Source organism: Stenotrophomonas sp. Sm6012 (assembly GCF_030985895.1).
Classification (GTDB): Bacteria; Pseudomonadota; Gammaproteobacteria; order Xanthomonadales; family Xanthomonadaceae; genus Stenotrophomonas; species Stenotrophomonas forensis.
Genome location: NZ_JAPTFX010000067.1, coordinates 1 through 22,872 on the forward strand (window position 1 = coordinate 1; position 22,872 = coordinate 22,872).

19 protein-coding genes are annotated in these 22,872 nt (G+C 63.0%); 9 read left to right on the forward strand and 10 right to left on the reverse strand.

Going from position 1 to position 22,872, the window contains the following annotated elements; all coding sequences use genetic code 11:
• The coding region (locus tag O0J73_RS12760) for a hypothetical protein (protein ID WP_239510460.1) at positions 1-800 on the forward strand (800 nt) is incomplete at its 5' end.
• A 20-nt stretch (positions 801-820) separates the two neighbouring features.
• Here O0J73_RS12760 and O0J73_RS12765 read toward each other — a convergent pair.
• Positions 821-1,873, reverse strand: coding sequence for a DNA-binding protein (locus tag O0J73_RS12765; RefSeq protein ID WP_308308854.1), 1,053 nt, complete (start codon positions 1,871-1,873; stop codon positions 821-823).
• 274 nt (positions 1,874-2,147) lie between these two features.
• Here O0J73_RS12765 and O0J73_RS12770 point away from each other — a divergent pair, with 274 nt between their 5' ends.
• Together O0J73_RS12770 and O0J73_RS12775 are read left to right on the forward strand one after the other, a co-directional pair.
• Positions 2,148-3,728: an AAA family ATPase gene (locus tag O0J73_RS12770; RefSeq protein WP_154350813.1), complete on the forward strand. Its 1,581-nt coding sequence runs from the start codon at positions 2,148-2,150 to the stop codon at positions 3,726-3,728.
• On the forward strand, positions 3,706-4,803 hold the full coding sequence (locus O0J73_RS12775) for a UvrD-helicase domain-containing protein (protein ID WP_012480224.1): 1,098 nt from the start codon (positions 3,706-3,708) through the stop codon (positions 4,801-4,803). The genes O0J73_RS12770 and O0J73_RS12775 overlap by 23 nt, the downstream gene beginning before the upstream one ends.
• Positions 4,804-4,818: 15 nt before the next feature.
• Here O0J73_RS12775 and O0J73_RS12780 read toward each other — a convergent pair whose 3' ends face one another.
• The 7 genes from O0J73_RS12780 to O0J73_RS12810 are packed head-to-tail and all read right to left on the reverse strand — an operon-like array spanning position 4,819 to position 13,524.
• A complete protein-coding gene (locus O0J73_RS12780) occupies positions 4,819-5,094 on the reverse strand; it encodes a hypothetical protein (protein ID WP_019184735.1) in 276 nt (91 codons plus the stop codon).
• Entirely contained in the window at positions 5,091-8,282 is a 3,192-nt protein-coding gene (locus tag O0J73_RS12785) for a CusA/CzcA family heavy metal efflux RND transporter (protein ID WP_021201905.1), read from the reverse strand. Before O0J73_RS12785 ends, O0J73_RS12780 begins: the two co-directional genes overlap by 4 nt.
• A gap of 8 nt (positions 8,283-8,290) precedes the next feature.
• Positions 8,291-9,241: an efflux RND transporter periplasmic adaptor subunit gene (locus tag O0J73_RS12790; RefSeq protein ID WP_021201906.1), complete on the reverse strand. Its 951-nt coding sequence runs from the start codon at positions 9,239-9,241 to the stop codon at positions 8,291-8,293.
• A complete protein-coding gene (locus O0J73_RS12795; protein ID WP_012480227.1) occupies positions 9,238-10,515 on the reverse strand; it encodes a TolC family protein in 1,278 nt (425 codons plus the stop codon). Before O0J73_RS12795 ends, O0J73_RS12790 begins: the two co-directional genes overlap by 4 nt.
• A gap of 55 nt (positions 10,516-10,570) precedes the next feature.
• On the reverse strand, positions 10,571-10,927 hold the full coding sequence (locus tag O0J73_RS12800; RefSeq protein ID WP_012480228.1) for a hypothetical protein: 357 nt from the start codon (positions 10,925-10,927) through the stop codon (positions 10,571-10,573).
• Positions 10,924-11,541: a cation transporter gene (locus O0J73_RS12805; protein ID WP_005413376.1), complete on the reverse strand. Its 618-nt coding sequence runs from the start codon at positions 11,539-11,541 to the stop codon at positions 10,924-10,926. Before O0J73_RS12805 ends, O0J73_RS12800 begins: the two co-directional genes overlap by 4 nt.
• 24 nt (positions 11,542-11,565) lie before the next feature.
• The gene (locus tag O0J73_RS12810) at positions 11,566-13,524 is read right to left on the reverse strand and encodes an FTR1 family protein (RefSeq protein ID WP_021201907.1); all 1,959 of its coding nucleotides are present in this window, start codon (positions 13,522-13,524) and stop codon (positions 11,566-11,568) included.
• A 90-nt stretch (positions 13,525-13,614) separates the two neighbouring features.
• Here O0J73_RS12810 and O0J73_RS12815 point away from each other — a divergent pair, with 90 nt between their 5' ends.
• The 3 genes from O0J73_RS12815 to O0J73_RS12825 are packed head-to-tail and all read left to right on the forward strand — an operon-like array spanning position 13,615 to position 18,314.
• Positions 13,615-14,028, forward strand: a complete 414-nt coding sequence (locus O0J73_RS12815) for a helix-turn-helix domain-containing protein (RefSeq protein WP_012480230.1) — start codon at positions 13,615-13,617, stop codon at positions 14,026-14,028.
• Positions 14,025-15,296: a site-specific integrase gene (locus tag O0J73_RS12820; RefSeq protein WP_005413373.1), complete on the forward strand. Its 1,272-nt coding sequence runs from the start codon at positions 14,025-14,027 to the stop codon at positions 15,294-15,296. The genes O0J73_RS12815 and O0J73_RS12820 overlap by 4 nt, the downstream gene beginning before the upstream one ends.
• Before the next feature lie 24 nt (positions 15,297-15,320).
• Entirely contained in the window at positions 15,321-18,314 is a 2,994-nt protein-coding gene (locus O0J73_RS12825) for a Tn3 family transposase (protein ID WP_164152742.1), read from the forward strand.
• Positions 18,315-18,357: 43 nt separating this feature from the next.
• On the opposite strand, the gene O0J73_RS12830 is transcribed toward O0J73_RS12825, so the two are convergent.
• Entirely contained in the window at positions 18,358-18,636 is a 279-nt protein-coding gene (locus O0J73_RS12830; RefSeq protein WP_141653546.1) for a hypothetical protein, read from the reverse strand.
• A 94-nt stretch (positions 18,637-18,730) separates the two neighbouring features.
• On the opposite strand from O0J73_RS12830, the gene O0J73_RS12835 reads away from it, so the two are divergent.
• Complete coding sequence (locus tag O0J73_RS12835) at positions 18,731-18,976, forward strand: helix-turn-helix transcriptional regulator (RefSeq protein ID WP_043033505.1); 246 nt, start codon at positions 18,731-18,733, stop codon at positions 18,974-18,976.
• Positions 18,977-19,944: 968 nt separating this feature from the next.
• Here the strand turns inward: O0J73_RS12835 and O0J73_RS12840 are convergent.
• Positions 19,945-20,853 carry a DMT family transporter gene (locus tag O0J73_RS12840; protein ID WP_043033504.1) on the reverse strand — a complete coding sequence of 303 codons (909 nt, stop codon included), beginning with the start codon at positions 20,851-20,853 and terminating at the stop codon, positions 19,945-19,947.
• A 97-nt stretch (positions 20,854-20,950) separates the two neighbouring features.
• Between O0J73_RS12840 and O0J73_RS12845 the strand changes: the two genes are divergently transcribed.
• Together O0J73_RS12845 and O0J73_RS12850 are read left to right on the forward strand one after the other, a co-directional pair.
• Positions 20,951-21,754: a helix-turn-helix transcriptional regulator gene (locus tag O0J73_RS12845; RefSeq protein ID WP_043033503.1), complete on the forward strand. Its 804-nt coding sequence runs from the start codon at positions 20,951-20,953 to the stop codon at positions 21,752-21,754.
• Between the two features lie 151 nt (positions 21,755-21,905).
• On the forward strand, positions 21,906-22,196 hold the full coding sequence (locus tag O0J73_RS12850) for a hypothetical protein (protein ID WP_049402761.1): 291 nt from the start codon (positions 21,906-21,908) through the stop codon (positions 22,194-22,196).
• The last annotated feature ends 676 nt before the right edge of the window (positions 22,197-22,872 follow it).

The window sequence follows — 22,872 nt, forward strand, 5'->3', positions numbered from 1 at the left end:
CCCCTCAGGAGCCACGCCGCTCCCTCATCCCCGGAAACCGCATGCCCGGAACCTCGTCAATGACGCCATCTGGGGTCGCCAGCATCGAGGAGTTGGGCCTTCGTGGCACCCTTTTCCTAGCCGCACTGTTAGCCGCGCAGCTACGACGCCTACCGGTGGCGCCCACACGCCGCTCCACCTTGCTGGTGCTGGACACGCTGCGAGACTTGGCCTTGATCCAAGTTCCCTGGCCAGCGGATCGATGGCAGATCCGCCCCGATGCCGAGGTCACGCCCATCGAAGATCTGCAATGGGCTTTCGCCTGGTATACCCACGAGCGCAGGCACCTGCTCCCGGTGCTGGAAGACCAACTCGGCGATATGGCACACGATGTAGACTTGGCGGACGCGAAACTGGAGCTGTGGGATGAACTTGCACTCTGGGAGACCGAGCAGTTTCTGGAGCAGCAATTGCTCAAACATCACTTCGACCCAGGCTGGGCACGTGATGTGGGGTTCGCCTTTCAATCCGGACCGCGGGGCTTGCCGATCGCGCGGTGGCGTTACTGCTGCTGGGCGGCGGTACGCCAAGGTGCCTCGGTGGCGATGCGTCTTGGCGTGCACGACAGCGCCCATGTGCGGGAAGCCATCTTTCAGGAGGTCCAGAAGCGCCTGCGCTACCTGATGACCAGTTCGCCCGAGCAAGGCATGTTCAAGCCCTATCATTTGGCACCGGAGTCCTCAGTAGCCAAACTGTTTGTAGATTGGGTCGTCCCTATGGAATGGGCGTACTGGACAGGTGAGCGCCACCCCAGCCGCTAGCAGACAAACGAGCAGCCTCGTCAGTCGGCTCCCCCATCTTGCGCATGGCCGCGCCGAGTTTTCTTCACCGCATTTTGTGCTGGCGTCAGTTGACTCAGTAGAGGCTCTAGCGCTTCAAGACGTGCATTGGCACGCAACGCATCGGCTTCAGCGCTCTCGCGGCGCTCACGCTCCCGCGCAAGGGTGTCTTGAACTTGAGCTAGCTCGTTGCGCATGGTATCCAAGGTCTTGGCGTCAGTCTTCCAGCGCTCCTGCAGTGCCAAATAGTCCGTCGCGGTCTGGCGCAACGCCACGACCTCGCTGTGTTGGCCTTCGTGGGCCTGTCGTAGCTGGGCAAGCTCACGCTCAATCCGCCCGTGGCGCTCCAGCCATTGACCATTGTCGCGGTTCAGCACCAACAGCTCCTGATTCTTCGCGCCCAAGGCTTCATTGGCCTGACGTAAGGCTACTTGCAGCTCTTGGACCTGATGCTCGTGACGGCGAAGCTCTTGCTCACGCTGCTCTTTGGTTGAAGTGCGGTAGTGCTCAAGCGCTTCCCGGGCATGGGCATGCTTGTCCTCCAGAGAACGCGTATGCGCCTCATGATCAGCCAGCCGCACCGTCATGCCAGCGATGCGCTCGTTCAACTGGGCGATTTCCGCGATCCTGTCACCTAGATTCTGTTGAAGGAGGGCGTGAGCAGCCTGCTCTTGGTGCAGGCTTGATTCGGTGCGCTGCAGCCGACTGCTCAAGGCGGCAGCCTCCTCTTGGGCACCGGAAAGCGCCTGTTGCCGACTGTGGAGCTCAGCCTGATGGCGCTCACGCTCCTGGGTGAGGATGGCCTCTGCTTCCTCCTGGAGCCGCGAGGCCAAGCGCGCAACCAAGTCCTGCAAAGCATCACTAACGGCTACCGTCCTCGCCGGACCGCCGCCTTCCTCTCCTTCCAGTTCACGCAAGTAGCGGTGGATCGTGGTCTTGGAGCCCGCGTTGCCCAAGGCCACTCGCACCGCGTCGACTGACGGCTTCTTGCCTTGGGCCAGCAGCGCGTCGCGCGCCTTCTGGACGTCACTCTTATAGAGTCCTGCGCGCGCCATCGTGCCACCCCACTCTATTTCGTAATGTATTACATACCATGTAATTACATACTATTAAAGCAGGTAGACGACCGCTCGTCGGCGAAAATAGTTATACGGGATAATACTGAATTATCCCGCGTAAGGCGGATTCTGACCCTTCCCCGCGTCCCAAGCAGTACGAAACCGCCCAGGGCCGGCGATCGCTGGGTAGTATGGCCCAGAGCGGAAAGGAGGCCAGCCAGGGTGCAGGCAGGCTCCGCCACCGAGCCCGTTGGCCATCAAAGGACTGTGCATGCCGATCGAACGTATCGTCATCGACAACTTCAAGTCGTTTCGCCATCTGGACCTGCCCCTCAATGCCCACATGAACCTGGTGGTGGGCGACAACGAGGTCGGTAAATCCACCCTGCTGGAGGCCATCCACGCGGTGGTCACCGGCCAGCTGCATGGGCGCAATCTTGCCTACGAGCTCACGCCCTACCTGTTCCACCAGCCCATGGTGCAGGAGTACTTGGGAGCGCTTGCCACGGGCACGCCGGCCTCGCCGCCACGGATCTCCATCGAAGCCTATTTGGGCGCCGACGCCGCGCTGGCGTCGTTACGCGGCACCAACAACTCCCTGCGTCTGGATACCGCCGGCATCCGGCTGCTGGTCGAGCTCAACGACGACTACCGCGAGGAGTTCAACGCCTACCTGCAGCAGCACCAGGGCGCGGTCAGCCTGCCGGTGGAGTACTACACGGTGCGCTGGTACTCCTTCGCCAACAATGGCGTCACCGCCCGTAGTATTCCGTTCGACTCGACCATCATCGACACGCACGGCATCAAGACCTTGTCCGGTGCCGATCGCTATATCGCCGGCATCATCGAGCAGGCACTGACGCCTGCGCAGCGCGTCTCGCTGTCGCTGAGCTTCCGCCGCATGCGGCAGAGCTTTTCCGAAGAAGCGGATGTGGCAGCGATCAATGCCTACTTGACCGAGCACACCGGGGACATCAGCCACAGGGCATTGACGGTAGGCGTGGACACATCGCCGCGCTCAACGTGGGAAACCAGCCTGTCACCCTACCTGGATGAGCTCCCGTTCACCCAGGCCGGCAAGGGCGAGCAAAGCGCGGTGAAGATGAAGCTGGCGATGCACGCGGCCGGCGCGGCTCACGTGCTGCTGATCGAGGAGCCGGAGAACCATCTGTCCTATTCCAGCATGACCCAGCTGATCGACAAGATTGCGGCCCTCTCCACCGCCCAGCAGGTGATCATCGCCACCCACAACAGCTTCGTGTTGAACAAGCTGGGCGTGGACAACGTGATCCTGTTCAGCGCGCAAGGCCAGATGAAGCTGGACCAGCTGCCCAGCGATACCCACGACTATTTCATGAAGCTGCCGGGCCACGACACGCTGCGGTTGATCCTGGCCAAGCAGGCGATCCTGGTGGAAGGCCCTTCCGACGAACTGATCGTGCAGCGTGCCTACAGTGACCATCACGGCGTGGCGCCGATGGCTCACGGCGTAGACATCATTTCGGTCAAGTCGTTGGCATTCAAACGCTTCTTGCAGATTGCCGATCGACTGAGGATTCAGGCCAAGGTGATCACCGACAACGACGGTGATATCGCAGTTGTGCAAGAGCGCTATGCCGAGCACATCAACGCGATCTATTACGATTCCGACGAGAGCGCCCCTTCGCTGGAAGAGCAGCTGATCAAAGCCAACTCGCTGGCCGAACTCAATACCGTGCTGGGCAAGGCCTTTGCCGATGAGGTGGCGCTGCTCAAGTACATGAAGGGCCATAAGACCGATACGGCCTTGGCGATTTTCAATAGCCCGCACTCGATCAGGTTCCCGGACTATGTCCAGCGTGCCATCACCTAACCGGGTCCTGCTCTCGGCAGCCGGCTCGGGCAAGACCACGTTGCTGGTCCGGCAGGCCTTGGAGCGACCTGGGCGCCGCATCGCGATTGTCACCTACACGCTGGAAAACCTGGAAGAGATCCGGCGCTCGTTTGAGGCCCACGCAGGCGCGGTCCCCGCGCATGTCACCTTGCACAGCTGGTATGGCTTTCTGCTGCGCCAGTGCATTCGCCCGTACCAAGCTGCGCTTTGCCCTGAGCCTCGCATCGAGACCATCCTGTTCGTAGAAGGTGTCACCAACAACCGCGCCCCACGCACCCAGGTGGCGCGCCACTACCTGGCGGGCAACCGGATGTATTCGGACCGAGCGGCCGATTTCGCTGTGCGCTGCGATGAGCTGACCCAAGGCCAGGTCGTGGCGCGATTGGCGGCGATGTACGACGAGCTCTACATCGACGAAGTCCAGGATCTGGCCGGCTTTGATCTGGATCTGGTCGAACGGCTGTTGAAGAGCGAGATTGCCATCACGTTGGTAGGCGATACGCGCCAAGCCACGTATGCCACCAACTATGCGCAAAGGTACAGCCAATACCGTGGTCCGAATCTGGCAGCGCTGTTTCAGATTTGGGAGGCCGACGGCTTATGCCGGCTGGATCACCGCCTCACCAGTCTGCGCTGCGTCCAGGCCCTGTGCGATATGGCTGACACGCTCTATCCGCAGATGCCGCGGACCCAATCAGGCAATGGCGAGGTCACCGGACACGATGGCATCTACCTCGTCGCTCCAGGGGATGTGGCCGCGTACATGCAGGAGTTCGCCCCCACCGTGCTCCGGCATGACCGGCGGCAGGCGTGCGACGGACTGCCGGCGGTGAACTTTGGGCAGTGCAAGGGCCGCACCTACAGTCGGGTCCTCATCTTTCCGAACGGGCCGTTGACGCAGTACCTGCGCACGGCCGATGCAGCGCGTATCACCGCGCCGCCGAAATACTACGTGGCCTTCACCCGGGCGCGGCAAAGCGTGGCCTTTGTGTATGCCGGCGCGTGCGCGTTGCCGGGTCATCAGCTCTATGCGCCTGCCAGCGCAGACGCATAGAGCCAGGGGCTGCGATCACATCTTCTTTAACGGCGCCGCGGTGGGCGGCGGCGGTACCGGGCCCGGGTCGTTGAAACACAGCATGATCTGATCGATGCCGAATTGATCGGCCAGGACCTGGGCAATCACAGCATGCACCAGGTCCAGGTCGACCGAGGGCGCCGCGACCGTGATGGTGGCCGCGATCGCACGGCCATGCTCACCGGCGACCAGGCGCAGGTCGTCCACCGCTTTCACGCCCGGGTCGGTAAACATCGCCGCACGGACCTGTTCCAGGTTGAGCTCGTTCATGGGGACTCCAAAGCAGTGCTACCGGCGCGGGGAGCTCGGTCGCGATGCAGCCAACGATAGAGCACCGGCAGCACCAACAAGGTCAATGCGGTGGATGAGACGATGCCGCCGATGACGACAGTGGCCAGCGGCCGCTGCACTTCCGAGCCAGCACCGACATTCAAGGCCATGGGTAGGAAGCCCAGCGAGGCTACCAGGGCGGTCATCAACACCGGTCGCAGGCGTCCAAGGGCGCCGTCGCGCACAGCGTCGTCTAGCGGATCGCCCTGTTCGCGCAGACGGCGGATGAAGGCGATCATGACCAGCCCGTTGAGTACGGCCACGCCCGACAGCGCGATGAAGCCCACACCGGCAGAGATCGACAACGGAATCCCGCGCAGAGCCAGTGCCAGCACACCGCCGGTCAGCGCCAGCGGCACGCCACTGAACACAATGGCCGCATCCTTGGCCGAGCCGAAGGCCATGAATAGCAGAGCGAAGATCAACGCCAGTGTCACCGGAACGACCACGCCCAGGCGTTGGGTGGCCGAGATCAGCTGCTCGAAGGTGCCGCCGTAATCGATCCAGTAGCCCTCTGGAAGCGCGGCATCCTGGCCGATGCGTGTGCGCAACTCGCCGACGAACCCGCCCAGATCGCGCTCGCGCACGTTGGCGGTGATCACCACGCGGCGCTTGCCGTTCTCGCGGTTGATCTGATTGGGCCCGCGCTCTACCTGGATCTTCGCCACTTCCCGCAGCGGCACCGTGCGAGGCCCCCCATTGGCGCCGGCGGCCAGACGGCTGGACTCATCGACACTGGTGCTTGCCGGCAGCGGAATGGGCAGATCTGCCAGCACAGCGGGGTCTTGGCGCTGCGCTTCGGGCAGGCGCACGACCAGGTCGAAGCGGCGGTCGCCCTCGATCAACTGGCCGGCAACACTGCCCCCAATGGCGGTGGCCACCGTTTCCTGCACATCGCCCGGGTTCAGGCCATACCGTGCCAATGCCGCCGGATCTGGCGTGATGGTCAGCAGCGGCAGGCCGGAGACCTGCTCGGCCTTGACGTCTTCGGCGCCGGGGACGCTACGCATGACCCGCTCGACCCGGCTGGCCAGGCGCGTCAACTGGTCAAGGTTGTCGCCGTAGACCTTGACCGCCACGTCCGAACGGACGCCGGAGATCAACTCGTTGGTGCGCATCTGGATGGGCTGGGTGAACTCGTAGTTGCTGCCCGGGATTTCCTTGGCCGCCGCCTCCAGCTCTTCCACCAGCTCGGCCTTGGGCTTGCGCGGGTCGGGCCACTGGTCGCGGGGCTTGAGCATCAGGAAGGTGTCGGCCATCGACGGCGGCATAGGATCGGTGGCCACCTCGGCGGTGCCGATCTTTGAGAAGATGTTGGCCACCTCCGGGAACTGGGCCAGGCGCTTCTCCAGCGTTTCCTGCATGGCCACCGACTGCTCCAAGCTGGTGCCGGGAATACGCATGGGCTGCAAGGTGATGTCGCCCTCATCCAGGCTCGGCACGAACTCCGAACCCAAGCGGGTGGCCAGCACGCCACAGCCCACCACCAGCACGGCCGCGCCGGCCAGCACCACCACGCGCCGACGCAGGGCCCAATCCAGCAGCGGCGTATAACGGGCACGCGACCAGCGCATCAGGCGGTTGTCGTGCTCAGCCACACGGCCGCGCAGGAAGCTGGCGATCGCCGCCGGCACGAAGGTCAGCGACAACACCATGGCGCCGGTCAGGGCCAGCACCACCGTGATCGCCATCGGGTGGAACATTTTTCCTTCTACCCCGGACAGCGCGAAGATCGGCAGGTAGACCGCGGCGATGATGCCCAGGCCAAACAAGCTGGGACGGATCACCTCGGCGGTGGCCGAGGCGGTCAGGTCATAGCGCTCTTCATCGTTGAGCTGGCGGCCCAGCGCGTGCTGCGCCTCGCCGAACCGGCGCAGACAGTTCTCGATGATGATCACCGCCCCGTCCACGATCAGGCCGAAGTCCAGCGCGCCCAGGCTCATCAGGTTGCCCGACACGCCGCCACGCACCATGCCGATGATGGTGAACAGCATCGCCAACGGGATCACCGCCGCGGTGATCAACGAGGCGCGCACATTGCCCAGCAGCAGGAACAGCACCACCACCACCAGCAGCGCGCCCTCGATCAGGTTCTTGGACACCGTGCCGATGGTGCGATCCACCAGTGCGGTGCGGTCATAGACGGCCTTGGCATGGACGCCGGCAGGCAGGCTGGCGTTGGCGGCATCCAGCTTGGCCGCGGCCGCCTGGGAGACTTCCCGGCTGTTGGCGCCGAACAACATGAAGGCGGTACCGACCACGACCTCGTGGCCATTCTGGGTGGCCGCGCCCGTGCGCAGCTCCTTGCCTTCGCCCACGCTAGCGACGTCGCGCACCCGAATGGGCACGCCATCGCGCCGGTCCAGCACGATGTTGCCGATTGCCTCCAGATTGGCTAGCTGGCCCGGCACGCGCACCAGGAACTGCTGTCCGTTGCGCTCGATGTAGCCGGCGCCGATGTTCTGGTTGTTGCGCATGACCGCGGCGACCACGTCGTTCAACGTGAAGCCCAGCGCCACCAACTGAGCTGGATCGGGAGTGATGTGGATCTGCCGCTCGAAGCCGCCGATGGTGTTGACCTCGGTGACGCCGGGCGTGGTGCGCAGCTGCGGCCGGATCACCCAGTCCTGCAGGGTGCGCAGGTCCGTGGCCGTGTACGGGGTGCCGTCGGGCTTGCGAGCGTTGGGCTCGGCCTCCACGGTGTACATGAAGATCTCGCCCAACCCGGTGGAGATCGGCCCCATTTCCGGGTCCAACCCTTCGGGAAGCTGGGAGGCGATCTGCTGCAGGCGCTCGGCGACCTGCTGGCGGGCAAAGTACAGGTCGGTGCCGTCCTTGAAGACGACGGTGACCTGCGAAAGCCCGTAGCGCGACAGCGAGCGGCTGTAGTCCAGCTTGGGCAGACCGGCCATGGCCGTTTCGATGGCAAAGGTGACCCGTTGTTCGGCCTCCAGCGGCGAGTAACCCGGGGCCTGGGTGTTGATCTGGACCTGGACGTTGGTGATGTCGGGTGTGGCGTCAATGGAAAGGTGACGGTAGCTCCACACGCCCAGCGCAACCAGCGCAGCGGTGAGCACTAGCGTCAGCCAGCGATGGCGGATGGACAGCCCAATGAGGCGTTCGAGCATGGCGGGCCTCATTCTTCTTCCACGGTGGACTTTTCGATGTCGGCCTTGATCAGGAAGCTTTGGGCCACCACCACCTGTTCACCGGCCTTGAGGCCTTCCAGCACTTCGGCGCGTTCGGCGTCGCGGCGCCCCAGCTTCACCGGCCGGGTGTGGTAGGTTTCGCCCTGCTGCACGTAGACCACGTCCTGGTCTTCTGCGGTCTGCAGCGCCGTGATCGGCACCACCAACGCTGCCGATTGGCGATCCACGGTGACCCGCGCCTTGACCGCCGACCCCGGCCGCCACAGGCCATCGGTGTTGGCCACCGTGCCGCGCGCAATGGTGCTTTGGCTGGCGGTGGCGGTGCCGGGCAGGACGCGCTCCAAGGTGGTCTGTGCGGTGACGCCATCGCTCAAGCGGGTAACCGTCACCGGCACGCCAGCACCGATGTGCTGGGCGTCGGCGCCGAAGATGTGCAGGTCCACCCACAGCGTGGACAGGTCGGCGACCTCAAACAGCGGCGCGCCCTCAGCGGCGGCCATGCCTACGGCGGCCGTGCGCGCCATGACCACGCCACTGATCGGCGCGGTGACGGTATAGGTGGTCAGGCTCAGGTTGCTCTCTACCGTGGCCAGTGCCTGGCCGGCCCGTACCTGATCACCCACGCCCGCACGCACGGAGCGGACCGGTCCGGGGAAGCGTGCCGTGACCTGCGCGATGCGACCGTCAATCGGGGTCAACAGCCCTTGCACCTCATGCTCGTCAGCAATCTCACCGGGGCCTGCCGGTGCGACCTGGATACCCGCTGCCTGCGCAGCTTTGGCGGCAATCTTGGTTTCCAGCGGCGCTTCCTCGTGCTCGCCGTGCTCTTCGCCCTCAGCGGCGGCGCCGCCTTCGGACGCTTCGTTGGGGGCCGACGCGTTGCAGGCGGCCAGCATCATCAGGGCCATGCCCAGTGCGGTCCAGGAAAAGCGATTCATGGGGTCTCTCCGGTGGAAGCAGCCGCCGGCGGCGCGACAAGCGCCTGGCCGGTCAGGCGTTGAATTTCGATCAGGGCGCGCTGCGCATCGAGCGCCACGTCCAGCTGCTGCTGGGCCATGGCCGTGCGTTCGGACTGCAGCTGTGCCCATTCCAGGTAGCTGATCGCGCCGGCGCGATAGGCGCGCTCGGCGGCCTGCTCAGCCCGGGCCAACTTCGGCAGCACCTCGCCTTGCAGCCGTGCCACCTCGGCCTGCGCCACGGTGTAGCGACCATGGGCTTCGACCAGCGTGGAATACAGCGACAGGCCCTTGGCCTCGCGCTCGATCGTCAGAACCTCCAGCTCCGCTTCGCCGGCGCGGATCTCCGGCTGCGCGCGGCTGCGGCTGCCCAGTGGCATGGACAGGCTGGCCACCAGCGCGGTGTCGTCAGTCTCCTGCAGGCGGCGCACGCCCAGCTGCCACGACAAGTCCGGCGAGGCCGCCGAACGCGCCAGCTGCAGTCGTGCCTGCGCGATCCGGCGGGCATCGGCAAACTGCGCCAACTCGGGAGTGCGCTCCAATTCCTCGGCCAGCGACTGCATGGACGCGATCGCCGGCAGGGTCATGGGATCCGCCGCGGCCACCTCGAAGCTCGGAGCACGTTCGCCCCAGAGGGCAGCAAGGTGCTGCCGGGCGGCAATGCGCTGCTGCTCGGCCCGATCACGGGTCAATTCTGCTCTCGCCAGTGCTGCTTGTGCGGTGAGCATCACCGATTCGGGAGACGCGCCAGCCTGCAGGCGCTGCCGGGCAGCGGCGACGGTCCGCTGGCGCTGGCCGACATCCATGTTCGCCAGGCTGCGTTGCCGGTCGGCACCGACAACGGCCAAATAGCGCTGCGCCGTCTCGGCGAGCAGGTCCAGCCGCCCGGTCTCGCGCTGCACGGCCAGTGCATCAATCCGGCTTTGGGCCAAGGTGCGGCGGGCGTCGAGCTTGCCGCCGCGCTCCAGGACCGAGCTCAGGCTCAAGGTCAACTCCGCGCTGTCCAGGCCACGGGCCGCGCCCGTGCCCAGCGCATTTTCAACCTCCGCCCCCAACGTCCACGGTGGCCGCTGCACGGCCTGGTCGCGCTCGGCAGCGAGCACCGTGGCTCGCGCATCGACCAGGCGCAGCTCGGGGTGGGTTTGGGCCACGCGTGCAAACGCGTCGTCCAAGGTCATCAGCTCTTCTGCTGTCGCCGGCGTTGCCGCCGCGCTCAACAGTAGCCACGCGGCCAGGGCCGCCAATCGCACATGCATGAAGTACTCCAGAATTTTCGATAGCCAACAGGGATCCGGCGCACGCCGGCGCGCATCACCCTGCGATCGGCGGCCGGAACGGCGCGAGCAGGTGCTCATGCCGATATCTGTCCGCATGGGCTGTCGCCGACGGCCAATGCCGGCCGATATGAGCAATGGCCAACACTATTTCTGGAGCCGGCGCGGCCTGGCTACAGCACAGCACCAGCTGCTGTAGCCGGTGCAGCGCGGCGTCTACGCCACGCTCGGAAGCTGGTGATGCCACTGCCGGGTCATGGTCGGCCGCGGCCAGATGGGTTTGAGCATGGAGCTCGCCAACCACTGCCAGCACCGGCTGCGTCACAAGGCCCACGGCCAAGTGCGCCAGCAGCAGCCAGCGCAGGCCACAGCTCAGCCGGCCAAGCGCTGTCATGCAGGCGTTTTGCGCGCGTCGGCACGCGCCCGGCGAGCATCACCCAAGATCTCGAAAGCCTCCTTGATCACATACAGGCCGATCAGGGCGCCGATCACGAAATCCGGGTAGGGGCTGGCCAGCCACCACACCAACAGGCCGGCCAGAATCACCCCAACGTTGGCCACCACATCGGCGCGGGTAAACAGCCAGGTCGCTCGCAGATGCACTTCGCCAGACTTCAAGGGGGCGAGCATACGGAGCACCTTCAGGTTCACGGCCAGCGAGACCAGAGCGGTACCGATCATCCAACCGCTGACCGGCTCGGCGCCGTACATCACCCGGCGGCCGACTTCGACCAGCACGCCTACGCCCAGCACCAGCAGCACGCTGCCACTGACCCACGCGGCGTTGGCCTTGAAGCGCGCCGTGCGCCCGATAGCGACCAGGCCAATGGCATAGGCGGTGGCGTCAGACAGCATGTCCAGCGCGTCAGCCAGCAGCCCGGTGGAATGGGCAATCCAGCCGGCAATGCCGCCGATCACGGCCATCGCTGCATTCAGGACCAAGGCGATCCAGAGGATGCGTCGCTCCTCCTTGTTCTTGGCTTCGTGGTGGCACCCGCAATCACTCATGTCTTGGTCCTCTGCTGTGTTGTTTCATTGCTTGTTTGCGCCTGGCTGTCTACGCACACCGGAACGGGCATTGGCGAGGAACCCCACGATGGCGGCGGTGCCTACCAATACCTGCGCCAGCAGCGACTGCCAGGTGGGATACAGGCCGATCCACTCGATGCGCGGCAACGCGAGCGGTGTTTGAGAGATCCAGCCCGCTTCCTGCAACGCGGCCACGCCTTTACCGATCAGGATGACCGCCATCACCGCGATGAGAATCGAGCTGATCGAAAAGAACCGGCCAATCGGCAGCCGCCTGCTCATGCGCAGCATCCAGTACGCCACCGCAGCCAACACCGCGATTCCCGCCACCAGGCCTGCGAGGATGGCGGTGGACGCCTGATCGCTCCACATCGCGATGTAGAACAAGATCGTCTCAAACACCTCGCGGTACACCGCGACAAAGGCCAGCATGAACAGGAAAACAGCCGAGCGCCGTGTCAGCGCAGTCGTCAGCTTGGCGTGCAGGTACTCCTGCCACCGCCCTGCAAGGCTCTTTTGGTGCATCCAGATGCCTACGCTGAGCAGGACAGCGGCAGCGAACAAGGCCGAGACGCCCTCAGTGACTTCCCGGTTCGCACCGCTGATATCAACAAAGTAAGTGGCCACTGCCCAGGTAGCTGCGCCTGCCAACAACGCGCAGATCCAACCCGCATGCACATACGGCAACACATCAGACCGCTCGGCTTTACGCAAGAACGCCACGATACCAATCACGATCAGCAGCGCTTCCAGTCCTTCGCGTACCAAGATGGTAAAGCTGCCTAGAAACGCGGTGCTGGCGCCTATTCGGGTGTCCTGCAGCGCCACGTCCGCGCGATCAAACAGCTGGGCAATTTGCGCTGCCTGCCCGGCAACGTCAGCCGCGGGCGCATGCTGATCCAGCTGCGCGCGGTAGCCTGCCATGGCCGTCTCGATCTCTCGCAGCAATGACGGATTGCGCGTGGCCAGCGTGGGTTCAAGCGGCTCTACACCATCCAGATAGGACGAGAGCGCAAGCTTTTTGGCTTGAGCCAGGTCCTCATCAGCGTAAGCGCGCTGGCTGGCGGCCAGTCGCTGCCGCGCCACCGCAAAGCGATCGGCTCCTGGTACCGCTTCGTTTACTGCCTGTGGCTGCGAACGCAGGTAGGCGATGATCGCGTTTGCCTGATCGGCGGGCATCGTGGTGGCAAGATCGGCCTCTCGCGTGCGTGTCAGCGCTTCGAGCGAGGGAATGTGCGTATGGGCCTCGGCACTGGTGCGCCATAACGCCTCACCTTGAGCCTTGGCTTGCGAGGAGTACCCCAAGCTGCCCACATAGAATGCCAACGCCCAGCGATCACTTTCTGACAGCCCAGAGAAGCTGACCATGCCGGTACCCGGCACACCCTGGGAAATGACCTCGTACAACGACAGCGGCGTTCGCTGCGCGGCGCGAGTGGCATCGGTGAACGCGATCGGCGGCGGACTTAACGCTTGCGCGGCGGGGCCATCACCGTGACCTGTGGGGCCGTGACAGGCCGCGCACTGCTGGCTGTAGATGGACGCGGCCTGGGAGGTCTTCGGCGCGCTCGCCGGAACAGCGCCGATCGGGTAGCGGGCCAACAGCGTCGTGCCGAGCCCGCGCGCCAACGTTGCCACTTGCGCCGGGTCGGCCTTCTCTGCCACCGCCTGGACCAGGCGGTCGGCCTGGGCCGTCAGCTCCTGCTGGTTCTGGCCACCGGGCAATGCTGCCAGCTGACTGCGCACGGCGCCGGCAAACTCGCTCATTTCGGCGTATTCGTTGGGGGCAATTACGCGACCGGCCTGGACCGCGCCGGGGTAGTCGACCGCGATGTAATCGAGCATCTGCCAGGTTTGGCGCAGGTCTGCTGCGGCAGGCTCCGCCTGAGCAGAAGCGGGCAGAACCCAGCCGATCAGCAAGGCAATCAGGCAGTAGCGAATCAAGGCGATGGGCAGTGGCATGGTCGTCACATGCAGCGCCGCGGCCGGAGTGGCGGCGGATACGGGTTCAGCGTAAAGTCCGTAGCTACTACGGAGTCAAGCGTACTACGAATGAAAATCAGTGAGGCTGCCGACGCCAGCGGATGCCACTTGGAGACGATTCGCTATTACGAGCGGATCGGGTTGCTGCCGCGCCCGGGGCGCACGGGCAACGGCTACCGGGTCTATGGCCCGGCCGACATCGAGCGGCTGCGCTTCATTGCGCGTGGCCGGGACCTGGGCTTCAGCCTGGAGGAGGTCCGCAGCCTGCTGCAGCTGGCCGGCGATGAGGAGCTTTCGTGCGGGGACGTGGACCGGTTGGCCCGCAGCCATCTGGCCGACGTGCGCGCCCGCATGGCCGACCTGCAGCGCATGGCCAGCGAGCTGGAACGGGTGATTGCCAGTTGCCATGGCGGGCAGCGGGCGGAATGCACCATCCTGTCGACGCTGCGCCAGACGACCTCGGTGGAGGCCACGCGCCAGTGACCGAACTGGACCGCTACCTCGATGCGGCCACGCGCCAGAACACGGTGCGCAGCTATGCGTCGGCGCTGCGGCACTTCGAGGTTGAATGGCAAGGCCACCTCCCAGCGACACCTGACAGCGTGGCCCGGTACCTGGCCGCTTATGCGCAGACCTTGGCGACCAGCACCCTCCGCCAACGTCTGGCGGCCATCGCCTCTTGGCACCGCGACCACGGCTTTGTCGACCCGACCCGATCGCCGCTGGTGCGCAAGGTGCTCAAAGGCATCCAGACCCTGCACCCGGGCCAGGTCAAGCAAGCCGCGCCGCTCCAGATTCGGCGGCTGGTCGAGCTCGATGACTGGCTGGCCGCGGCGATCGCTGCGGCACATGCCCGGGGCGATGGGCCGGCGGCGCTGCGCCATCAACGAGACCGAGCGCTGGTGCTGCTCGGGTTCTGGCGGGGATTCCGTGGCGATGAACTGCTGCGTCTGGACGTGGCCCATCTCACGCTGGTGCCGGGACAGGGGATGACCTGCTTCTTGCCACGCAGCAAGGGTGATCGCCAGGCAGCCGGCGTCACCTACAAGGTGCCGGCGCTGTCGCGGTTATGTCCGGTGGAGGCGACCCAGGCGTGGCTGCAGGCGGCCGACCTGCAAGAAGGGCCGGTGTTTCGGGCAGTCAACCAATGGGGCCAGGTGAGCGCCGAAGGCCTGCATCCCAACAGCTTGGTGCGCCTGCTGCGCGAGTTGCTGACCAGTGCCGGCTTTGCCGATGCGGGGCTCCACAGCAGCCATTCGTTGCGCCGCGGCTTTGCCAGCTGGGCCAACGACCAAGGCTGGGACATGAAGGCCTTGATGGAGTACGTGGGCTGGCGCGATGTGCAGTCGGCCATGCGTTACCTGGACGGGCGTGACCCGTTTGCCCGGGACCGCATTGAAGCAAGCCTGCCCAGTCCAACCGTGCCGGTACCGGCGATGGCACTGCCGGCGCCGGAGGGCAAATCGGCCCTGCAGCTGCGCCTGCGCATGGTGCTGACCCCGTTTGCTCGCACGGGCCGCGGCGCGGCCAAGGCCCGAGGCCGAATTGAAGAGATCTGCTTGGCCCCGTTCCAGGCTGTGCGCCTGAACACCGCCAGCAGCGAGTACCAGTTGACTGCTCCCACCGATCCCGAAAGGGATCTGGATGAAATCCTGGCCACGTTGCTCGATGACATGCACCGCATGGCCGATACGCACCAGTGCTTCCTGGAAGCGTCGCTCAGTACAGACGACGGCCGGCACTGGGACTGATCCCCCTCACACCCTCCGGATCCAATGGCTACCCTTCACGAGACCGCCTACCCGCGACTGAAGCCTGATCCCACCGCCAAGGAACTGGAGGAGATCTATACCCCGACCGCCGCTGAGATTGCATTCGCCAAGCAGCTGACCACCCAGCCGGGTCCGCAGCTGGCGGTACTGATTCATCTAAAGCTCTTCCAACGCTTGGGCTACTTCACGCTGTTGGCCGACGTACCCGAGCGGATCCGGAAGCACATCGCCAAGGCCGCCCGACTCGGGCGCGTATTGGACACCGACCAGCTCGAACGCTACGACGCTTCCGGCAGCCAGCGCCGGCATATGCCGCAGCTTCGGCAATTCATCGGGGTACGTCCCCTGGATAAATCGGGCTTGGCTTGGCTGGACACAGTGGCCACCGGAGCAGCCCAGACCAAGCACACCATCCCGGACATCGTGAACGTCCTGCTCGAAGAGCTGGTGCACCATCGCTACGAACTGCCCGGTTTCCGCACTCTGGAGCTGGCCGCCATCGGCGCCCGTGAGCGGGTCAATCTGGGCTACTACCGCAGCATCAGCCACGCGCTGACGCCTGCCACGCGCACGCTCATCGACGAACTGCTGCGCGCACCGGAAGGGTCCAGGTTCACCGGCTGGCAATCACTCAAGCGCGAGCCCGGCCGGCCCACCAACAAGGAAGTTCGGTTCTACCTGCAGCACATCCGCATGCTGCAGCAGTTGGCCGACCAGCTGCCTCCCATCGATGTGCCGGTGCCCAAGCTCAAGCAGTTCCGTGCAATGGCTCGGGCCTATGACGCCAGCGAGCTGGCCGAACTGGCTCCGGACAAGCGCTATGCGCTGGCCACCATCTTCATTCGCGCCCAGCATGCCAAGACACTGGATGATGCAGCCGAGTTGTTCATCAAGCAGGTGCGCGGGCTGGAGAACACGGCCCAGCAGAAATTGCTGGCCTACCAGCTCGAACATGCCAAACGGGCCGACTTCCTCATCGGCCAGCTCAAGGAAATCCTGCAGGCCTATCAGCTAGACGGCAGCGATAGTCAGCGCGTGGATGCCATCGACAACAGCCTGGAAGCGGAAGTGTCGACCTTGCTGGCCGAATGCGAAGAACATATGGCCTACGCCGGGAAGAACTACCTGCCTTTCATGCTGCAGCCCTATGGCGCGGTCAGGCCGCTGCTGTTCAATGGGCTGGAGCTGATGAAACTTCGGGCGACCAGCCACGACGCCGGCATGGAGCCGCTGATCGCAGCGGTGCTCTCGCTGCGCAACCAGCGCCGTGAGCTGATCGAGGTCGCCTCCCTCGGTTTGGACCCGGAAAAGGACTTTGACTGGATGTCCAAGCTCTGGTGTCAGCACGTGTTCGGCAAGCGGGCCAGTGCAGCCGGCGCCGGCTGGATGCACCGTAAGTACTTCGAGCTGGCCGTGCTGGTGCAGGTCAAGGACGAACTGAAGTCCGGAGATCTCTTCATTCCCAGCAGCGAACGGTTTGATGACTACCGTGAGCAGCTGGTCGATGAAGCCACCTTGGCCCAGGAACTGGAAGCCTACGGCCAGGTGTCAGGCCTGCCCACCGACGCCGAGTCTTTCGTGGCGGGATTACGTGCACAACTGACCTCCCTGGCCGATGAGGTCGACGCGCGTTTCCCGGAGAACGTACATGCGGACATCCTGGATGGGCGCCTGGTGCTGCGGAAGGGGCAACGCGCCGAAGTCTCCAGCGCGATTACCACGGTGGATCGCCTCATCGCCGAACGGCTTCCAGAATCCAGCATCGTCGATGTCCTGATCGATGCCAGCCAATGGCTGGATCTGCACCGTTTCTTCCGCCCGATCGCCGGCACCGAGAGCCAGGTCGAAGATCTGCCCCGACGTGTGATCACCACGCTATTCTGCTATGGCTGCAACCTGGGGCCGACGCAGACGGCGCGGTCGATCAAGGGCTTCAGCCGGCGCCAAGTCGCTTGGCTCAACCTGAAATACGTGACCGAGGATGTGCTTGAGAAGGCCATCGTGGAGGTCATCAATACCTACAACAAATTCGACCTGCCTGGCTATTGGGGCAGCGGCAAGAGCGCATCAGCTGATGGCACGAAGTGGAGCGTCGACGAGGACAACCTGCTGTCGGAGTATCACATCCGCTACGGCGGCTACGGTGGCATCGGCTACTACCACGTGTCCGACAAATACGTAGCGCCGTTCAGCCACGTCATTCCCTGTGGCGTGCACGAGGGCATCTACATCCTCGACGGTCTGTTGGCCAACACTTCCGACATCCAGCCTGAGATCGTCCATGGCGACACGCAGGCCCAAAGCTATCCGGTCTTCGGCCTGGCCCACATGCTGGGCATCCAGCTGATGCCCCGGATCCGGAACATCAAGGACCTGACATTCTTTCGGCCCGAACCGGGTAGGGCTTATAAGAACATCCAGGCACTGTTCGGGGACAGCATCGACTGGCAACTGATCGCCACCCATCTCCACGACATGCTGCGGGTGGTGATCTCAATCCGATTGGGCAAGATCACCGCGTCCTCGATCCTGCGCCGGCTGGGCACCTACAGCCGGAAGAACAAGCTGTACTTCGCCTTCCGGGAACTTGGCAAGGCCGTTCGAACGCTGTTCTTGCTGCGCTACATTGATGACAATGAGATCCGCAAAACGATCCATGCTGCCACCAACAAGAGCGAGGAATACAACGGCTTCGTGAAATGGGTGTTCTTTGGCAGCCAGGGGATCATTGCTGAGAACGTCCAACACGAGCAGCGCAAGATCATCAAGTACAGCCAGCTGGTGGCCAACATGATCATCCTCCACAACGTGGAAGGCATGAGCCGGACCTTGGCCGAGATGAGGAAGGAGGGGATTGAACTGACGCCCGAGATCCTGGCCGGCCTGTCGCCTTATCGGACCAGCCACATCAATCGCTTCGGCGACTACCACCTGGATCTTGAAAGGGAAGTGGCGCCGCTGAGCTACACAGCCAAGGTGCTTGAACAGACCCCATAGATGGGGAGAACCTGATCGAGAGACGAGCAATCAACTTTGAAATTCAGTCGCTTAGGCAGCTTTTGGCCCTGTACGTAATGATTCCCTGCCGACCCTCTTCAAGGTTCATCCCAGCGACTGCCCAGTTGAAGGCCGCTCTTTCGTGGGCATTGAGTTCCGGGTCGATAGCGTCAATTGACTGCCGGTATTGCTGCTGGGTTCCATTCGTAACCATCTTCTTGTCTGTCGGACCGCTGCAGGCAGCTAGCAGTGCTGATGCTGCCAGGATCAGTGTTGCTCTGCTTCTGGCCGCGGTGATGAAGCGGTATGGCTGTTCGCTCATGCGTCCCCCTGTCAATGAAGAAGACAGAATATCGGGTTTTTAGATATCGGAGAACTGGATATAGCTTTCTAGGCCGCTCAGCCAAGGCGCGGTCGTGTCGAAGTCCATCCATCGAAAAGAGTACGCTGCCCTCATTGAGGCTGTTCGCGAGGCGCGGCTAGCTGCCGGTCTGACCCAGGCCCAGGTGTCCAGCATGCTGGGCCGCAGCCAGTCATTCATCAGCGACGTCGAAACAGGCAAGAGAAGGGTTGATGTGGTGGAGCTGAGAGATATCGCCCGCCTGACAGGCCTTTCGCTGGGCAAGTTGATCACAAACTTTGAGAAGCGAATCAAAGACTAAAGCCCCTTAGGGTGTAGCGGTAGGTTCGCGCTTCTTGCCGGCCGGTCGGGACCAGGCGCACACGCCAGTGACAGACGGCCAACCGGATGGAAGGGGCACGCCCTGCCGGAAATCCGTGACGTAGATCGGCCTCGGCGTGCCGGGTCGAAACTTTAGGCTGTTTTGTGGAACCGTGGGGTCTGAACCCTCGTGTAGATCCGGGTGAAGCGACGTCTTTACAGTTGTTGATGTGAAGACATTTCTCCGGCCCACTCCACAGCAGCTCCACAGGTCGCTAAAGCGAACCCCTAAATGCCTCCGATGGGCTTGTCGCGGGGCCTATACCCTTTCGGCGCGACTGTCTGACGTGGAGGATTGCGCCCTACACAAGCTTCGAGACGCAAAGGCTATCGCTTGGCGGCGGCAGCGCAAGATGCGCAGCTGGGCCGCGAAGCATCCCCGGTTCCTACTGTTAGCCTTTCCGCTTTGGGGTGATCCCCGGTCATTCGCTGAGTTACCGGAACAGAAGCTTTGGCCGCGCATTCTTGGCGTTTTCGCGCTTGTTAGCCCCCATCATCGATGCGCTACAAGCCGATCCAGGAAGTGGCCAGTCACTAGTTCAATGGGCAGAAGTTGCTGGCGTATCCTCTCGGACTCCTGCAAGACGCTGGGTTGCCGCTACTGGCCTGGGATGTTGTGAGTGGCGCCAGAGGCTGAAGCTTGCTGCGTCCCTCCCTCTCCTCCAGAGCGACTGCAAAGTTGGTGATGTTGCCAAGCGGCTGGGCTATAGCGGCCCCTCCCCTTTTATTGCAATGTTTCGCCGACTAACCGGCATGTGCCCAACTCAGCTGAAGAGCGCTGTCTAGATGCAACTTCACCTTGAGGAGAGGGCCCTTTGAACCTGGCTAGCCGAAGAAGCGTTCCCCGAACAAGGAGAACGGGCCTCAAGCGGCCCGTTTTCATTTGAACTGCAGCTATGCAATTGTCTTTCAGCGCTTGGTCGAGGTGTCATCCACGACCATGACCTCGTCAGGCTTCTTGCGAGCTGCGTACTCCGCCAGTACCACACCAAATACTGCCATCAAACCGCCACCCACGACCCAGGTGCTCAGAGACTCTTTGAGGACCACCACCGCAAGCAATGCAGTGACGATCGGGACGAGATTGAAGAACCCGGCCACGCGAGCAGAGCCCAGCCGATGCAGGCCGGTCATCCATGCCAACGGTGCCATGATCGAAGCGCCGATTGCTGCGAATGCAATGCAGCCGATGGCTGCGCCACCCTGGACGCCAGTGCCTGCGACAAGGAAAAGAGGTAGCAGCAGGATCGTTGCAGACATGGCTTGAAGAAACAGGGATTCGATCAGCGTTACGGGAATGCGCCACTTGTGCATCAGCAAATTGTAGGTGGCAAAAGCCAAAGCGCCCAGCAGCATCAGGGCGTCACCTTTGTTGATTCCATGGGAAACCAAGGCTTCAAAGTCACCATGGGACACTACCGCTATCACCCCAACCAAGGAGATGATCGAACCAATCACTGCGCCACCGCGGACTGCGTGACCCATGAAGATGCGCGACAAGGCAAGAGCGATCAACGGGATGAGTGCCTGGATAACGCCCATGTTGGTCGCAGAAGTGAAATGTGCGGCGTAGTACGCCAGGCATTGGAACATGACACCGCCCAAAGCACCGAGCACGAGGAAGCGTGCCCAATTGGCTTTCAGGACCGCTAGGTTCGACTTCAGGCGCGGCAGGGCGAATGGGAGCAAGATGATGGCCGCAGCAAGCCATCGCCAGAAGCTAATATCGACCGGGCCGACGGTCCCTGCAGCGAGCTTTGTAACGATGGTGTTGGCGCCCCAGAGAAGGCAGGCCAGGAGGGGGAGCAGGTAGTACATGGCATCCTCAGATACTGGATATCAACAGCCAGTAGCGTAGACTTGGCGGAATTTCGTTACATCCATAATTTGCGCCAATCTTCATCTTGAATGCGACATGGCAATGGACCCCGTCCCCTCGTTCAGCTCCATCCCTGGAGACATCTACGTTCGGCAAGGGACTTTGCCTCCCTCCGACTGGGATGCTCGTGTGCATCCGTGGGGGCAGTTCAACTATGTTGCGCAGGGTGTCATGGAGTTACAGGTAGGCGAGGACTGGATGGTGTCCCCTACCCACTATGCGATATGGATTCCGCCTGGTGTTCACCACTCATCCCGAAACCGTGGTGCGGTTGCTTATCGATCCGCATACCTTTCGGTCGGCGCGTCGGCGCAGATGCCCAGCATTCCGACTGCGTTAGCGGTTAGCTCGTTGCTTAGGGAGATCTTGGACGAACTGGCCCGTCGTGACATCGGCGAGGCCGTTAAGCCAGAAGACCGGCGACTCTCCGCGGTCGCCCTTGACCTGATTCTGGCCGCGCCGGTGATGTCGAGCTTCCTGCCGCTGGCCAGCGGTGACGTGCTAAAGCGGATTCTGAGCTATGCCGAGACCTCCCTTCAGGACTCTCCGTCGGCACTTGAGGTCGCAGAGCGCCACCACATTAGTGTTCGATCACTTGAGCGCTTGGCAAAGCGCGAGCTAGGGATGGGGTTCGGAGAGTGGCGCAGTCGGCTTCGTTTTCTGAGGGCAATTGATGCCTTGGGTTCAGACCGATCAATTACGCAGATTGCAGACGATCTGGGCTATGCAAACTCAACGTCTTTCAGTGAGATGTTCAAGCGACACTCTGGCCGGACCCCAGACCAGTATAGAAGGGGCCTCAGTCCGCTCCAGCGAGAGGTGGAGCCCTCCTCCCGCTGAATCGAGGCAGGCCTCGAAGCTGTTGGGTCAACCATTTAGCTGGCCCAGACAGTGGCCATTCGGATCGATGGATCATCCAGAGGGTGTCAACCACCGGAGATCCACAGTCAACCACCTCAATTGCGTCTTGCCGAGCGAAGGATTCACGGGCGTGTCGCGGAATGACAGTGAATCCCAGCCCGAGCGATACCGGCTCAAGGATGAGCGCAACCTGATTGGTGAAGCCGTGTATAGGAAGCGCGCGTACGCCTGGATTTCCTGGGAACTTGCGGGCGAGAAGGCGGGTGGCCATAGCCTGGCCATCTGGATGATCAACGAAACCCAACTTTTGAAGATCCGCCCAGCTGTCCGCGCAGGCACCTCTCGGAACTACCAGCTCAAGCGCCTCCTCGGTGAAGGGCTCAGCCCGCAGCCGAGGGTCATCCGGCCGAAGTGCAAGTAGACCCACCTCGTACTTCTTCTCCAGTACCGCCGATAGGATTTCTGGGTCCGGCGAGAAGCGATGACGAATGATCAAGCCGGGATGGGTGCGCTGGAAGTCCAGCAACACCGGGTAAAGAGCAAGGCCAACACTCCCGGGGGTTATCAGCGCAAACTCCCCCTGATCGCTGTCCGCGCTCGCGAGCTTGGCTTGAAGCCGGCGATCGGCCGAATCCATCTCTTGGCAGTACTGCAATAGAGCCATTCCCGCCGGCGTCAGCTCAATAAATCGTGGTCTGCGCAGAAACAGGGCACCCAGCTGTTGCTCAAGATGACGTACATGCTGACTGACCGCAGCCTGGGTGAGCTGCAGCTGGCCTGCGGCCCTGGTAAAGCTCCCGACCTCTGCGATAGCCCGAAAGGATCGGAGCCAATGCTCATTCAGCATAAGAATATTTTATCAATCTGATAAAAATGGATCAGATCATGGTTGAGTTGCAGGGTCTAATCTTGCGGCTACCCCTCTCTTCAGTGGTGTGCCGTGCCTGCCCTACCCCCTCCCTACCCTCGCGCCTTCTCCCACATCGGCCTGTCTGTTACCGATCTCGATGCCGCGGTTTCCTGGACCGGCCAGCCTTTCGTAGACATCCGGTTGCCATAATTGATGGCAATGACCGAGGTGTTTATGGGCAACAGCA

Coding starts and splice junctions, on each gene's coding strand:
- O0J73_RS12795 (WP_012480227.1), bottom strand. CDS start 10,515: ATGCATGTGCGATTGGCGGCCCTGGCCGCGTGGCTACTGTTGAGCGCG.
- O0J73_RS12825 (WP_164152742.1), top strand. CDS start 15,321: ATGGCTACCCTTCACGAGACCGCCTACCCGCGACTGAAGCCTGATCCC.
- O0J73_RS12800 (WP_012480228.1), bottom strand. CDS start 10,927: ATGACAGCGCTTGGCCGGCTGAGCTGTGGCCTGCGCTGGCTGCTGCTG.
- O0J73_RS12770 (WP_154350813.1), top strand. CDS start 2,148: ATGCCGATCGAACGTATCGTCATCGACAACTTCAAGTCGTTTCGCCAT.
- O0J73_RS12805 (WP_005413376.1), bottom strand. CDS start 11,541: ATGAGTGATTGCGGGTGCCACCACGAAGCCAAGAACAAGGAGGAGCGA.
- O0J73_RS12775 (WP_012480224.1), top strand. CDS start 3,706: ATGTCCAGCGTGCCATCACCTAACCGGGTCCTGCTCTCGGCAGCCGGC.
- O0J73_RS12840 (WP_043033504.1), bottom strand. CDS start 20,853: ATGTACTACCTGCTCCCCCTCCTGGCCTGCCTTCTCTGGGGCGCCAAC.
- O0J73_RS12785 (WP_021201905.1), bottom strand. CDS start 8,282: ATGCTCGAACGCCTCATTGGGCTGTCCATCCGCCATCGCTGGCTGACG.
- O0J73_RS12790 (WP_021201906.1), bottom strand. CDS start 9,241: ATGAATCGCTTTTCCTGGACCGCACTGGGCATGGCCCTGATGATGCTG.
- O0J73_RS12845 (WP_043033503.1), top strand. CDS start 20,951: ATGGCAATGGACCCCGTCCCCTCGTTCAGCTCCATCCCTGGAGACATC.
- O0J73_RS12815 (WP_012480230.1), top strand. CDS start 13,615: ATGAAAATCAGTGAGGCTGCCGACGCCAGCGGATGCCACTTGGAGACG.
- O0J73_RS12765 (WP_308308854.1), bottom strand. CDS start 1,873: ATGGCGCGCGCAGGACTCTATAAGAGTGACGTCCAGAAGGCGCGCGAC.
- O0J73_RS12780 (WP_019184735.1), bottom strand. CDS start 5,094: ATGAACGAGCTCAACCTGGAACAGGTCCGTGCGGCGATGTTTACCGAC.
- O0J73_RS12810 (WP_021201907.1), bottom strand. CDS start 13,524: ATGCCACTGCCCATCGCCTTGATTCGCTACTGCCTGATTGCCTTGCTG.
- O0J73_RS12830 (WP_141653546.1), bottom strand. CDS start 18,636: ATGAGCGAACAGCCATACCGCTTCATCACCGCGGCCAGAAGCAGAGCA.